The organism is Liquorilactobacillus hordei DSM 19519, assembly GCF_019443985.1.
Classification (GTDB): domain Bacteria; phylum Bacillota; class Bacilli; order Lactobacillales; family Lactobacillaceae; genus Liquorilactobacillus; species Liquorilactobacillus hordei.
On the sequence record NZ_CP049303.1, the window covers coordinates 324,115 to 337,671 of the forward strand.

A 13,557-nucleotide genomic window follows, 5' to 3' on the forward strand; every position below is an offset into this window, starting at 1 on the left:
TTATCGATAGAATATAAAAAGATACTGGTATTCTACATTGAGAAGGGAGGAATGTGCTGTTTGTTGTGAAGCGGCACAATGCTCATATGAATAATAATGAAGAGAGAGAAACGAATGATAACAAGGTAATCAAAGATGATGCTTCTCGACAAAAGAAATCATCTATGCCGCCTCGTGTTGGGAAAATTTTTTTAGTTGCATTAGTTGGTGGTCTTTTGGGAGGCGGGCTAGCATTCGGGGGTTATGCTGCGTATCAGGCTTATGAAAATACAACAGTAACTGCTGAAAATTCAAAAGGAACTGCAAAGGTTAGTAATATTAAAGTAAATGTAAGTACGCAGTCTACGAAAGCCTTTAATAAAATAAAAAATGCAGTTGTCTCTGTCGAGGCATACACAACAAGCAATTCATCTAGTTCGCTGAATGATTTGTTTAGTGACAGCTCATCAGGGGAGACCACTTCTGAGAGTGAAGGCTCAGGTGTAATTTACAAGAAGACGGGAAATACAGCTTTTATTGTAACTAATAACCATGTTATTTCGGGTGCTGATAAAGTTAAAGTTCTGTTAAATAGTGGAAAAAAATTGGCAGCCACAGTAGTCGGACATGATTCTGTTACTGATTTGGCAGTTTTGAAAATAAATGCGGCAGATGTTACTCAGGTTGCAACGTTTGGTAATTCAAATAATATTAGTGTGGGACAAACAGCATTGGCAATTGGCTCACCGCTAGGTTCAACTTATGCAACATCACTTACACAAGGAATTATTTCTGCCAAGAAGCGAACTATTGAGACAACAGACAGCAACGGAACAAGTACGGGTCAAACAACTGTAATTCAGACAGATGCTGCTATTAATCCTGGTAACTCAGGTGGACCATTAATCAACTTAGCAGGTCAAGTTGTGGGAATAAATTCGATGAAACTGACAAGTACAGGTACCAGTACAAGCTCCTCAAGTTCTTCAACCTCAGTGGAAGGAATGGGCTTTGCAATTCCAAGTAATGAAGTTGTGAAGATAATTAATTTGCTTGTTAAGGACGGAAAGATCAAACGACCAGCTCTTGGGATATCGTTGATTAATTTGAGCTATGTCTCTGATAGTGAACAACAATCTACCCTTAAATTACCAAGCAGTGTAACTAGCGGTGTGGTTGTCATTAAGGTTTCCAGCAGTTCACCTGCTAAAGCAGCGGGAATTCAAAAGTACGATGTTATTACTTCACTTGGTGGTAAAAAAGTTAAGGGTCTATCTAGCTTAAGGACTGCATTATATTCCCACAAGTTAGGTGATACGGTACAGATTCAGTACTACCATAATGGGACTTTAAAGACTGCAAATATTAAGCTGACACTTGAAGCAAATGATTCCAATACAACAACATCTTCTGATTCTGGAAATTAATAAATATAATTCATAATTTACTCAAAAAAGTGCTTATCCTTGAAATACGGAGAATAAGTACTTTTTTTGTGTAAAAAATAAGTGTTATTTATAGAATGTGGATAAAATTGTGCGGAACTTTAAAAGGGAGTGTTAAAAACTAAAAGAGATTGTATAAAATAAGGGGTATTAACCGTTTGATAGTTATCCACAGGCTGTGTATTAAGCTGTTAATATCTTTTTATAACATATAATGTATCCTTAATAAACGTTGATTTAAAGGTCTTTCTGGCATATAGTTAATAAGAGATAATAAAAAAATCTTGTGGATAATATACTAAAGGTTGACAAATTCGATTTAAATAAATATTGTGACGAAAATACGTTCGGCCCAGTATATTGATTGCGAAATTGTGGATAAGTGGATAACTATGTGGATAAAGTGTGAAAAGGTGGAGAGTTATGAACATAAAAATAGTGGTAGTTGGGAAATTAAAAGAGAAATACTTAAAACAGGGAATTGCAGAATATGCTAAACGCTTAAGTAAGTTTTGTAAATTTGAAATTATTGAAGTTAATGATGAAAAAGCCCCAGAAAAACTAAGTGTTGCTGAAATGGAACAGGTAAAGACACTTGAAGGTGAACGGATATTAGATAAAATTAAGGATAAGGAATACGTTTTTGTTCTAGCAATTGAAGGTAAGGAAAGAAGTTCGGAGGAGTTTTCAGCAGAACTAAGTAATTTGACTACTTACGGTAGAAGTGACATTACTTTTGTGATAGGTGGGTCTTTAGGGGTGAGCAAAGCTGTTATGAGCAGATCGAATGCGCAAATTTCTTTTGGTCGTTTTACATTGCCTCATCAGTTGATGAGATTAGTTTTGACGGAACAAATTTATCGTGCATTTATGATAAATATTGGGAGCCCGTATCATAAATAAAAAATAAAAGAGAAGAAGTTTTTGGGTTTTTAAAATATTTTTATCTGTGATTAACTACAAAATTGAGTCAGGTTAGCTTTTGACCCAGTCTTTTTTGTGTATAAAAAAAACGAAAAAAAGTGTAATATATGTCTAAGGAAAAATAATAAGTTAGTGGGTGATTAGAATAGAGAATAAGACTATAAATGAAGGATTTGTTCCTTTTGGCAATTACCAAACATATTATCGGATAGTAGGGGAGCAAACGAAAAATCCACCCTTAATTTTATTGCATGGTGGGCCAGGATCAACACATAATTATTTTGAAATGCTTGATGATGTTGCAGAATTAAGTCAAAGACAGTTGATAATGTATGATCAATTAGGGTGCGGGCTTTCTTCTATTCCGGATGATGAACCAAATCTTTATAAAGCTGGTACATGGCTTGATGAAATGGAGAATCTTATTGCTTTTTTAAAGTTGGAAGAATTTCATCTCTTAGGTCAATCTTGGGGCGGGATGTTGGCAATAATGTATCTTTGTGACCGAAATGTTAGTGCTGTTAAAAGTGTAGTACTATCTAGTACACTTTCTTCAGCTAAGTTGTGGACAAGTGAACTTCATCGACTCATAAAGTATTTGCCCAATGATGAGCAAAAGGTAATTCAAAAAGCAGAAAGCATGCAAAACTTTAAAGATGATTCATATCTTAAGGCGAATGCGCATTTTATGAAGTTGTACGCTAGTGATGATCCAAAGGAAAGTAAAGTAGAGGTCCTAAGACGCTCTAAAAGAAGTGGCATTGTATCATATGAGACAGCATGGGGGCCAAATGAATACACTCCACAAGGTAATTTGAGTAACTATGAATATACTGCTAAATTAGCGAGAGTAAAAACACCTGCATTAGTGATGAGTGGAATTAATGATTTGAGTACACCCGTAGTTTCAAAAGCAATATTTGATGCTTTGCCAAACTCAGAATGGTCCCTTTTTTCAAATTCTCGTCATATGCCATTTATAGAGGAAAACAAAAAGTATCTGCAGATTCTTACAGAATGGCTTAAAAATAATGATTAAGCAAACTTGATTGGACGGAGAACTCTAGCTGGGTTTCCTACGGCAATTACATTTTTGGGGATATCATGTGTTACGACACTCCCTGCTCCGATAATTGAGTTTTCTCCGATTGTAACACCACCAAGAATAACGGCAGAGCCTCCAATCCAGACACCATCTTCAAGTGTAATGGGGCGAGCAATCATTTGCTTAGCTCTTCTTGCAGCAGGTTCTTCAAGATAATTAGCAGTATAAAATCCAACTTTTGGCGCAATATTAACATTAGAACCGATTGTAATTGGTGCAAAGTCTAACATTGTAACGTCATGGTTTGCGAAAAAATTGTTTCCCAGGGAAATATTAAAACCAAAGGTACACATAAAATTAGGTTCGATGTAGACATCAGCTCCAATACTTCTAAAGAGTTTTTTAAGTATCGAAAAATCATAATTATTTTTTGTAAGAACTAATTGATTAAAGATACAGCATTGTTCAAAAGCATATTTGGAAGCCGATTCAATTTCTGGATTGGATGTAGTAAATATATTTTCGTTATCTATCAGTTTCTTAACTCTTTCAGTTTCCATTTTTCACCTCAGTCAAAACATTTTTTAAAGTAATTATAGCTTATACGGGGAGAATAAACAGTATGAATTTAAATGAGCATAAGGAATTGACAAAAATTGAGATAGCAAATGTCAAGGGAATAACAAATTCAGGGAAATTGTATTACGATTACAATCCTTTAATCTCTAAAGCACGAAATCATGCGTATTTTGAATGTAGAAAATATGATAACAGTCTTAGAAATGGTAGAGAAGATATATATATCTTGAGAAATCTTTTAGCAATTTTAGGGCATCATGCCAACGTAAATATCGGGTTTATTTGTGAATTTGGCTTCAATTTGGTTATTGGAAATTATTTTAGTGCAGGCAGGGATTTTAAAGTCATTGATTGCAACCGAGTGGAAATAGGAAATAACGTTTCGATTGGAGCACAGGTCGGGATTTATACCTCTAATCATGCTGAAAACCCAGAGCTACGAGCAATGCACTGGTGCAGTGAACAACCCGTAATAATTGCAGATAATGTCATTATTGAAGATAATGTAATTGTGACACCAGGTGTAACGATTGGTGAGGGAACAATTATTAAAGCAGGAAGTGTTGTAACCCATAATATACCAGCCAATGTAATTGGAGCGGGGAATCCGTGTGAAGCTTTTATGTCATAATTTCAGGCCTTGGTGCTGGAAATGGGGTGAGGTAATGAGTTGTATAAGTAATGATGCTTGGAATAATCTAATATATAGTGGATGGGATAAAGCAACTATTGGATATATAAATAGAAAATTAAAGTGGCAAATGATATTTAAGGATTCTAACGGAGACGTAGAGACATTATATCGTAATCTACATGCTATTGGTTCCAAACTGTATACTAAAATATTAAAAAAAGCGAAGCTAACAAAACGACAAAAAATCGAATTAGTATTGAATCAATTAGGTGCATATGTTGATCAGACAGGATTTTTGCAATTAAAAGGTGAATTCTATTTGGATCCGCTCATGCCTCCCCATAGTAAATTTTTACGTTATTTCCGCTACCTTGTTCAAAAAGTATTTCCCGGGAAAACTTTGAAGGAATATAGTATGACTGATGATTTAGGAGAACTTGCACATAAGGTGCACCTTTTTCGGAGTTATCTGGATTTTAATAATATCAGATTCATTCGTTCTTTTTTTAAGGGAAAAACAGATTATGAAAGATTACTTAAATATGAAAGAAGTTTTGTTTTTGTTCAATTGGACTATAAATCAGCAGCTAACTTTCATAATAGGTTTAGGAGTAATGATTACTTTAAATATCCAAAAAATATGAAGATACAAGTTACTAGTAGGACACGAATGTCCGAATTTATAATTAATTTGGAATCAGGAAACTTTGTTAGTGAGTGGATAGGATATGGACTTTTGCCAGAGAAAACTAGGAGATATGAGACTGACTTTAAGGAGTTTAATATTGTCAATACAGAATCATTTAACTATGGAGTACCATTAGGTGGTAGGAAAATATTATTTTTTATTAATAGAGATGGGCATAGCAATTTAGATGTTAATCATCCACAGGATTCGTTAGTTCGCAGAAAATTAATAAATCAAAATAGTTCATATTATTGGAAATTTGAAGAATCTTACTACAAGAAAGATAGTAATGCTCATTACAATGGAAATTATGCAGATATTGTAAAAAAAGGATTCAAGGATTATAAAGCGTGGAATTTAATAAAAGAAAAGGAAGAAGCTTATCAGGAATTTATTACTTATTGCCGTAGTATTTATCCTAAAAAAAATCCTGGATTCTACTATTTCCTTAAAAAAAGTAGGAAATATTTCTCAAAATTATAAGACTGTAATTGATAAATATTATTTTTTCAGTATAAAGTCAATTCTTTATTTTTTCTAAAAAACCTAGTATGATATTAACTAGTCGCTTTTTGAAAATAGAATAAAGTTAATAAGGAAAGGGTGGATAAATCATTTTGATTACACTATCGGGTATTATTGGGTCAGGAAAGTCAAGCATGACTGAAATATTGGCAAACGAACTTGGAACGAAGGCGTTCTTTGAACCGGTTGAGGATAATCCTGTCTTGCCATTATTCTATAAGGGAAATGAGATTGCAGCTCGGAAGAGAGCAGCAGGGGATAATGAAGCAACTAACCCGTACGCATACCTTTTACAAACATATTTTCTTAATAAAAGATTTAAAATGATTAAAGAAGCTATGCAAGATGATAACAACATTTTAGATCGTTCAATCTATGAAGACGAATTATTTATGAAGATGAACACTGAGATGGGTAATGCAACGAAAGTAGAATATCAAATATATCAAAGTTTACTTGCTAACATGATGCAGGAATTGCCATTTGCTGCAAAAAAGAAATCACCAGATTTAATGATTACAATTCATGTTTCATATGAAACAATGATAAAAAGAATTACTAAGAGAGGGCGTGACTATGAACTAGTAGAGAATGATCCTTCCTTGGTTAGTTATTATAAAAAGCTTTTAAAGTACTATGACGAATGGATTGAGGCATATTCGGTTTCACCATTATTGGTAATAGATGGTGATCAATTTGACTTTGTTGGTAACATCAGTGACAAAATAGCGGTCCTAGAACTAATTGAAAACGAATTGTATAAATTAGGTAAACTTACAGATAACCAGCTGGATAGTTTAAAAAAGGAACATGAGAAGCAACTTTAAGGGCAGCTCATCAATATGGCAAGCTTGGTATTATGATCGCATGGAGTTAGTAAACAATAGAAAGAATAACCAGTAAGATTTTGCAAATTGTGTAAAGAGCTGGGAATATAAGACGAGGTGGATTCTTTGGGGGATAAGAAGAGTAATAGCACAGACAAGATGTTAAAAAAAGATGTAAGTCATACTATTGCCATAACCGCTGTTTATTTTTTGATTTTTCAGCTCTCAGCTTTTCTCTCAGCTCTTTTTCTACTTGCTATAGGAACAAAAAGTGAGGCTGCTAATAATAATTTCCTCAACAACAGTGGTTTGCCATATATGGCTGCAATGGTATTAGGCTTATTTGTAATTTTTGTAGGCATGACGCCTAGAATAAGAAAACGTGTTTTTGTTAGTAGTACAAAAAAGATGACATTGAGCATCTTTTTTTCGTTAGTTGCAGTAATAATGGCTAGTCAAATTTTCTTTAGCATTTATAGTTCTATTTTTGAGTCTCTTGTCAATCTGATAGGCTATAGCTCAACAGAGCAATTAGAAGAAGCTACAAGTACAAGTAAAACAATTTCGATGATGTTGTATACCGGTTTTCTTGGCCCAATTACTGAAGAAATTGTTTTTAGAGGTTTCTTGTTGCGTAGTTTAGAAAAGTACGGTCAAGGGTTTGCTATTATAATTTCAGCATACATGTTTGGTCTGTATCACAGTAATTTCACTCAATCCGGTTTTGCTTTTGTTGTAGGGTTACTTTTAGGATATGTAACGCTAACTTATGGAATTAGATGGTCGATACTACTTCACGTATTTAATAACTTTGTATTGGGAGACTTTTTAGCGTATATCTTACAGCATTTAGATAATAAGCAAGCAAATCTCATTAATAGCTCTCTAATTTGGATAGGTGGAGTTATTGGAATTGTAATTTTATGGTTTTTCAGAAAGAAAATACGCGACTGGTATAGAGAAAATAAGCTACTTAAAGGTCAATTGAAGCTTGCCTTTACAAGGAAAATTTTAATTTTGATTACGATCATAATTTTTATTATTTCCTGTATAGAATTAGATAAACTATAAAGATATTGAATCAATTACAATTTTTATGTGATTACTTGAACTTTATAAATTCAAGGGCTATCATGATACTAAAGATATCTTTCTTCAAAGGCGGGTGGTTGAAATGGTACAAAAATATAAACGAGTTTTGGTAGCAATAGATGGTTCTAAGGGTTCTGAGATAGCGTTAACTAAGGCAATAGAGACAGTGAAGAACAATGAGGGCTCCACTTTAGATGTTTTACGTGTCCTTGATTTGAATTCTTTAGAATATGGTGGAGCTGGAATAGCTTTAGATGGTAGTGAAATCTATCGAATTGAACAAGCTAATGAGGAATATATGTTTAGTTTGAAACAAAAGCTAGTCAAAGATGAAGGACTCAAGGAAGAAGCTGTGCATGTCCATTTACGCTTTGGAAATCCCAAACTTGTTATTGTACATGACTTTCAACCTGAGTATGGTAACGACCTGATTTTAGTTGGCTCAACAGGGAAAAACTTTTTTGAGCGGCTAGTGATCGGATCAGTTGCATCTTATGTTATCAGAAATTCGGCATGTGATGTGTTGATGGCTCGTAATTAATTTTAAAATTCTTCAGTTAGATTTGAATTAAAGTATTCGCCATGTTCATAATTTTGAGTTAGTACTCAAATTTTTACAACTTATGATATAACCTTAAATTAGTTATTAATAAAAAGGAGTTTCACAATTATTCTGTGAAATTCCTTTTTGTTTGAATCAGACTCAATATATTATCATCAGTTATCGAGATAACTTACATTGTGGCAAATTTTTCTTTAATAGTAGCCGCTGATGCTGCTAGTTTTTCTTCCTCTTTAGCTGGAAGAGGAATATCAATGAGTTCTTCGACTCCATTTTTACCAATTATTCCTGGCTGACCTACATATGAATCATATTTGACATTGTAAGATGAACAAGGGCACATCAGCTGTGCATCATCAAGAACTGCACGGCTAAGTTTAATTGCACACGTTGCAATTGCGAAACTAGTATAGCCTTTACCTGAATGGACAGCCCACCCGCCTGATCGTGCGGTATCCTCAAGCGCGTCTAAATCTAGGTTCATTTTTGGAACAAGGGTCTTAATTGGAAGCCCATTGACACCAACTGTTGACCATGCAACAAATTGAGACTCGCCATGTTCGCCATATACAAAGCCAGATACATTTTTAGGATCAACGTTAAATTTCTCTGATACTACACGTTGCATGCGCGCGGTATCTAGGAAAGTACCTGTTCCAAGCACTTGTGAGCCAGGCAATCCAATTTCTTTTTGAAGATATTGGGTAATTGCATCACAGGGATTCATTGTATCAATTAAAACACCGTTAAATCCGCTTGCCTTAATTTTGGGTGCAATATCTTTTACGATTTCACGAGTGTACTCGAATTCTGCCCATCTATTACCACTAGCATTGTCGAGTGCGTGAATATTACCTGCAGTGACAAAGAGAATATCTGTATCTGATAGTTCTGAATAATCTTGAATTTTGATTTTTGGTCTACTGCTTAGTCGAGCTGTTGCATCTTGAAGATCAAGTTGTTCTGCCCTTGCTTTTTTCTCATTTTTATCAATTAGAATCAATTCATCGGCGAATCCTTGGATTACAAGGGAGAATGCAATTGCAGCTCCAACATGTCCTACACCAATGATTGCATATTTTCTACTCATTTTTTTACATCCTTCGTTAATTAGAATTGGTTAAACGATTTCCAAGTGTAATTGATTATCCTTAATGAAACCAGCTTTTTTCATCATTCCATATGCTACAAGTGAAATAAGAATAGGCAAGAAAACGCCTGTAAACATATAAATTGCAAATTGTCCCCATCCTTGTGCAGCATAAGCCAATGGTGCAATAAAGGAATTAAGTCCTAAACCAGCTAATTTATAGGTTGAGCGGAAGCCAAACATAATGGTTGCGATTGGGGCACAGACAACAGCAGAAAGCAATGATGGAACTAATAAATACGGATTAATCAAAAGGTTTGGAAATTGTACTTTGGGTGTCATAACTCCTTGTGCAATATTAGCTCCTAAGTTATTCTGACGGAAAGACATTGCTGTGAATGCGACAAACTGGGATGTTGTTCCAATCAAAGCAGCAGCTGATGAAATTGGATCCAGTGTTAAGGCAATCGCCAAAGCCGCGGATGATGCTGGAGTCATTAAGAAAAGTGCCCAGACCACAGAAATTGAAATTGAACCCACCAGCGGATTTACTTGCATTGTCTCAGCGATAAATGCACTGACGTTTAACAACAATGGAGTAGTGACAGCAGCAAGACCTAAGCCACAAATTCCGCCTACTAAAGTTGCAGCGAAGGGAACGAGCATCATATCTAGAGGTGTTTTACCAGATAAGTACTTACCAATTAAGGCAGCAATTAATCCAGCTAACACTGCACTGACTGGCTGACCTGTTGCAAAAGTTGCACTACCTGCAGCTTGCATCAAAGACGCACCAGTTGCGGTTGTTCCATTAACCGCTGTTGTAGTAAAGTGCACGGCATTTGCACCAATTGTTGAAGAAATCATAGCACTAAAAATGACGAGTGAGGTTGTCTCTAATTGGGATGCAATTGCGACACCGAGAGCGGGAGCTAATAAATCATTAGCGATAACACCGACTTGATATAAAGCATTCCAATGAATAAATGAGGCAATTGTCTGTAGCAACAGTCCAATTCCTAATGTGACTAAGATGGCATTGGAAACGGCGGCTGAGATGCGGTAAACGTATTCCTTAACTGTTGTCGTTGATTTCGTAGTACTACTTGTATTCTCCATTGTTGAACAACTCCTATTCTTTTTTTCCTGATAAGGTTCTAAACTTTTTCAATCCAGCCTTCAGGTGCCTTGACATCACCAAATTGGATGCCTGTTAATTCATCATATAATTTGCGCGTTACAGGGCCGACTTCGGTTTTACTATAAAAGACGTGGAAATGATCTCCATATTGGAAACCACCAATAGGTGAGATTACGGCAGCAGTTCCGCAAGCACCTGCTTCAGCAAAGTGATCAAGTTGATCAATGTAGATATCACCTTGTTCTGTTTCCATACCGAAGTTATGTTCAGCGAGGTATAACAATGAGAATTTAGTTACACTTGGCAAGATGGATGGTGATTTTGGTGTTACAAACTTACCATCTTTAGTGATACCAAAGAAATTAGCTGAACCAACCTCTTCAATTTTTTGGTGGTTAATTGGATCAAGATAGATACAATCTGAGAACCCAGCGTCGTGTGCAAGTTGTCCAGGGAATAGGCTGGCTGCGTAGTTACCTCCGACCTTACTTGCACCAGTTCCTTTGTGAGCGGCACGGTCATATTCAGAAGCAATGAAGTTTGTAGGTGTTAAGCCCCCCTTGAAGTAGTTACCAACTGGCATTGCAAAGATTGAGAAAATATATTCCTCAGCGGGATGGACGCCGATATTTCCACCAACACCGATAAGATATGGGCGAAGGTAGAGGGTGCCACCTGTACCATATGGAGGAATGTATTCTTCATTGGCTTTCACAACTGACTTTAATGCTGAGATAAACATTTCAGTAGGAACTTTTGGCATCATTAGTCTTTCACAACTATTCTGCATTCTTTGCGCATTCTGATCTGGACGAAAGAGATTGATACTTCCATCCTTACAACGATAAGCCTTAAGGCCTTCAAAAACTTCTTGACCATAATGGAGGGAGGTTGAACCTTCATTAATAGTGATTGTTGCATCTTCTGTAAGACCAGCATCACGCCATTCACCATCGCGCCAATAAGCACGATAACGGTAAGGTAAATTCATATAAGTAAAACCGAGATTACTCCAATCTAATTCTGCAGGATTCTTTGCTTTTGGTGCTTTTGAAAGTGACATTTTACTTCCTCCTTAATTTTTGAATTATGAAAGTCATTTGAAGTTAATGAACAAAAAAGCACTCACCGCTAAGAATACACTTCAGCGGTGGGTGCTTAAAAAAGTCCATCGCCTAGTTATCCTAGCGCGATGGACTTAATGTCTGAACAATCTAATCAGCCGAGACATTAAGCAACACATCGCGCGTGCTAATAATGACTAGGCTCACTAGGTACTGGGCAGTATTACTACAAATAGTGATTGAACGTGACATGGTGCTCAACTCCTCTCAATGATTGATCGTTACAACGTGACTTCATAATTGATATTTCTCATTATAACGGTTGATATTAAAAAAGCAACCTCTTTTTTAATAAAAATGTAATTTTATTATTTTTAACCTGATTTATTCACAAAAATACACAAGATACCCATCAAACACATGCTTCACGCGTTTGATGGGCATTTTGCATTTTCACCTTTTAAGTGCACAAAAAGAGCCTCAGCTCTGGTATAGTTAAATTGCTAAACAAAACCACATGAGAGAAGAGGACTCTACATTGAAAACTTTACAGGAAATGGCATTCAATTTCAACAAGAATATTTTAGTATCGCATACGGGTGGTCAATTATCTTCCGATGGCGGGCTAACATTGTGTGTAGAACTGATGGCAAAGTTTCAGTTCACCAACTTGGCCGATAAACTATTGAGGTTCAATGACCAGCGACGATATTGTCAACACAGTAATTCTAGTATCTTAAGACAGTTAACTCTTCAGATTATTGCCGGTTATAGCACAGATTCTGCGGCAACTTTTTTAGAAAAAGAACCGCTTTTTAAATTATTATTGGATAAACCGTCTTTGGCTTCACAAGCAACAATATCACGTTTTTGGCAACGCTTTGATAAAGATAGTGTTAGCACATTACAGACTTTAAATGAGGCTTTGATCGACCGTGTTCGACTATTAACCAACCAGACAGCCACGATTATTGATATCGATTCGACTCACTCAGACACTTATGGCAAACAGGAAGCCACTAACTACAACGCACATTATGGTACTGAAGGATATCATCCATTACTGGCAACTGATCAAGATGGTAACTTATTGAAAGCTGTCTTGCGTCCTGGAAATGCCTACACCAGCAAAGATGTAAAAGCTTTTTTAACACCACTATTAAAGCATTATCAAACTCAGCTGCCCACGACTGACATTCTGGTTCGTGGTGATAGTGGCTTCGCCACGCCAGAAGTTTACGATGTCTGTGAAGCCGACGATGTGTTTTACATTATTCGACTCAAACGCAATCGGAAACTGCAGAATCTAGCTGAAAAGTTCGTCAAGATCAGTGATCAAACCCAGTGGCAAGAGAAAGAGACTCACTACTACTCTGAAATCTATCAATCAGCATCGTGGCCTAAGCCGCGGCAGATCTATGTTAAATCAACTCGAGCAGCCGGTGAACTGATCTTTTCACATGAATTTATCGTTACTAATCTGACTAATTTAACGGCTGAAACAGCCTTTGAACTGTATCACAAACGCGGCCAAATGGAAAATTACATCAAAGAAGCTAAAGCAGGTTTCTTTTTCGATAAGACTGATAGTTCAACGTTTAATGCCAACGCTGCCCGGATGATGGTTAGTGTACTGGCTTACAATATTGTCAACTTTTTAAAGCAGCTAGCACTGACAAAACATGATTCAGGTTTGTGCGTTAGCACATTGCGGATCCGTTTATTCAAATTTGCGGCACGTGTCGTGCATACTGGCCGACGCATTCAGTTGCGACTGAGCTCGTATCATGTTTACCATCGACTGTTCTACCAGGTTCTACAGCGTATCCAGGCTATTGAATAACCGGCAAAATTAAAAAAATCTGTACAACCAAGGGACAAGTGTATCCAAAAATTCAAAGCAATTCTGAGTTAGTTGAAAAATCTCACTAGCTAGAACTTATAAACATAGTATTTCAGCAA

13 protein-coding genes are annotated in these 13,557 nt (G+C 36.0%); 9 read left to right on the plus strand and 4 right to left on the minus strand.

All coding sequences use genetic code 11. The features are described 5' to 3' along the window. Window positions 1-164 precede the first annotated feature (164 nt). From G6O70_RS02815 to pepI, 3 genes are all read left to right on the plus strand, one after another. On the plus strand, window positions 165-1,406 hold the full coding sequence (locus G6O70_RS02815) for a S1C family serine protease (RefSeq protein WP_309137220.1): 1,242 nt from the start codon (window positions 165-167) through the stop codon (window positions 1,404-1,406). A 441-nt stretch (window positions 1,407-1,847) separates the two neighbouring features. Further along, entirely contained in the window at window positions 1,848-2,327 is a 480-nt protein-coding gene (rlmH, locus tag G6O70_RS02820) for a 23S rRNA (pseudouridine(1915)-N(3))-methyltransferase RlmH (RefSeq protein WP_057870037.1), read from the plus strand. A 166-nt stretch (window positions 2,328-2,493) separates the two neighbouring features. Next, on the plus strand, window positions 2,494-3,387 hold the full coding sequence (pepI, locus tag G6O70_RS02825; RefSeq protein WP_057870046.1) for a proline iminopeptidase: 894 nt from the start codon (window positions 2,494-2,496) through the stop codon (window positions 3,385-3,387). Here the strand turns inward: pepI and G6O70_RS02830 are convergent. After that, a complete protein-coding gene (locus G6O70_RS02830) occupies window positions 3,384-3,953 on the minus strand; it encodes a sugar O-acetyltransferase (RefSeq protein ID WP_057870038.1) in 570 nt (189 codons plus the stop codon). The two genes, pepI and G6O70_RS02830, sit on opposite strands and share 4 nt — an antisense overlap. A gap of 62 nt (window positions 3,954-4,015) precedes the next feature. On the opposite strand from G6O70_RS02830, the gene G6O70_RS02835 reads away from it, so the two are divergent. The 5 genes from G6O70_RS02835 to G6O70_RS02855 all read left to right on the plus strand — a co-directional run bounded on the left by G6O70_RS02835 (window position 4,016) and on the right by G6O70_RS02855 (window position 8,279). Then, the gene (locus G6O70_RS02835; protein WP_057870039.1) at window positions 4,016-4,603 is read left to right on the plus strand and encodes an LbetaH domain-containing protein; all 588 of its coding nucleotides are present in this window, start codon (window positions 4,016-4,018) and stop codon (window positions 4,601-4,603) included. A 34-nt stretch (window positions 4,604-4,637) separates the two neighbouring features. Next, complete coding sequence (locus G6O70_RS02840; protein ID WP_057870047.1) at window positions 4,638-5,777, plus strand: DUF3114 domain-containing protein; 1,140 nt, start codon at window positions 4,638-4,640, stop codon at window positions 5,775-5,777. A 134-nt stretch (window positions 5,778-5,911) separates the two neighbouring features. Further along, the gene (locus G6O70_RS02845; RefSeq protein ID WP_057870040.1) at window positions 5,912-6,646 is read left to right on the plus strand and encodes a deoxynucleoside kinase; all 735 of its coding nucleotides are present in this window, start codon (window positions 5,912-5,914) and stop codon (window positions 6,644-6,646) included. Window positions 6,647-6,772: 126 nt separating this feature from the next. Continuing rightward, the gene (locus G6O70_RS02850; RefSeq protein ID WP_157047968.1) at window positions 6,773-7,717 is read left to right on the plus strand and encodes a CPBP family intramembrane glutamic endopeptidase; all 945 of its coding nucleotides are present in this window, start codon (window positions 6,773-6,775) and stop codon (window positions 7,715-7,717) included. Between the two features lie 103 nt (window positions 7,718-7,820). Next, entirely contained in the window at window positions 7,821-8,279 is a 459-nt protein-coding gene (locus G6O70_RS02855) for a universal stress protein (RefSeq protein WP_057870041.1), read from the plus strand. A gap of 193 nt (window positions 8,280-8,472) precedes the next feature. On the opposite strand, the gene G6O70_RS02860 is transcribed toward G6O70_RS02855, so the two are convergent. The 3 genes from G6O70_RS02860 to G6O70_RS02870 are packed head-to-tail and all read right to left on the minus strand — an operon-like array spanning window position 8,473 to window position 11,594. Further along, window positions 8,473-9,390 (minus strand): L-lactate dehydrogenase, encoded by a 918-nt coding sequence (locus tag G6O70_RS02860; protein ID WP_057870042.1) that lies wholly within the window; start codon window positions 9,388-9,390, stop codon window positions 8,473-8,475. 30 nt (window positions 9,391-9,420) lie between these two features. Beyond that, window positions 9,421-10,509, minus strand: coding sequence for a PTS sugar transporter subunit IIC (locus G6O70_RS02865; RefSeq protein WP_057870043.1), 1,089 nt, complete (start codon window positions 10,507-10,509; stop codon window positions 9,421-9,423). 38 nt (window positions 10,510-10,547) lie between these two features. Continuing rightward, the gene (locus tag G6O70_RS02870) at window positions 10,548-11,594 is read right to left on the minus strand and encodes a branched-chain amino acid aminotransferase (RefSeq protein ID WP_057870044.1); all 1,047 of its coding nucleotides are present in this window, start codon (window positions 11,592-11,594) and stop codon (window positions 10,548-10,550) included. 539 nt (window positions 11,595-12,133) lie between these two features. Between G6O70_RS02870 and G6O70_RS02875 the strand changes: the two genes are divergently transcribed. Further along, window positions 12,134-13,438: an IS1380 family transposase gene (locus tag G6O70_RS02875; protein ID WP_057870478.1), complete on the plus strand. Its 1,305-nt coding sequence runs from the start codon at window positions 12,134-12,136 to the stop codon at window positions 13,436-13,438. Window positions 13,439-13,557: the final 119 nt, after the last annotated feature.

What these genes read in the sequence shown, in the direction of transcription:
- G6O70_RS02865 (WP_057870043.1), bottom strand. Translation starts at nt 10,509, where the DNA reads ATGGAGAATACAAGTAGTACTACGAAATCAACGACAACAGTTAAGGAA.
- G6O70_RS02855 (WP_057870041.1), top strand. Translation starts at nt 7,821, where the DNA reads ATGGTACAAAAATATAAACGAGTTTTGGTAGCAATAGATGGTTCTAAG.
- G6O70_RS02840 (WP_057870047.1), top strand. Translation starts at nt 4,638, where the DNA reads ATGAGTTGTATAAGTAATGATGCTTGGAATAATCTAATATATAGTGGA.
- G6O70_RS02830 (WP_057870038.1), bottom strand. Translation starts at nt 3,953, where the DNA reads ATGGAAACTGAAAGAGTTAAGAAACTGATAGATAACGAAAATATATTT.
- G6O70_RS02815 (WP_309137220.1), top strand. Translation starts at nt 165, where the DNA reads ATGCCGCCTCGTGTTGGGAAAATTTTTTTAGTTGCATTAGTTGGTGGT.
- G6O70_RS02870 (WP_057870044.1), bottom strand. Translation starts at nt 11,594, where the DNA reads ATGTCACTTTCAAAAGCACCAAAAGCAAAGAATCCTGCAGAATTAGAT.
- rlmH (WP_057870037.1), top strand. Translation starts at nt 1,848, where the DNA reads ATGAACATAAAAATAGTGGTAGTTGGGAAATTAAAAGAGAAATACTTA.
- G6O70_RS02835 (WP_057870039.1), top strand. Translation starts at nt 4,016, where the DNA reads ATGAATTTAAATGAGCATAAGGAATTGACAAAAATTGAGATAGCAAAT.
- G6O70_RS02860 (WP_057870042.1), bottom strand. Translation starts at nt 9,390, where the DNA reads ATGAGTAGAAAATATGCAATCATTGGTGTAGGACATGTTGGAGCTGCA.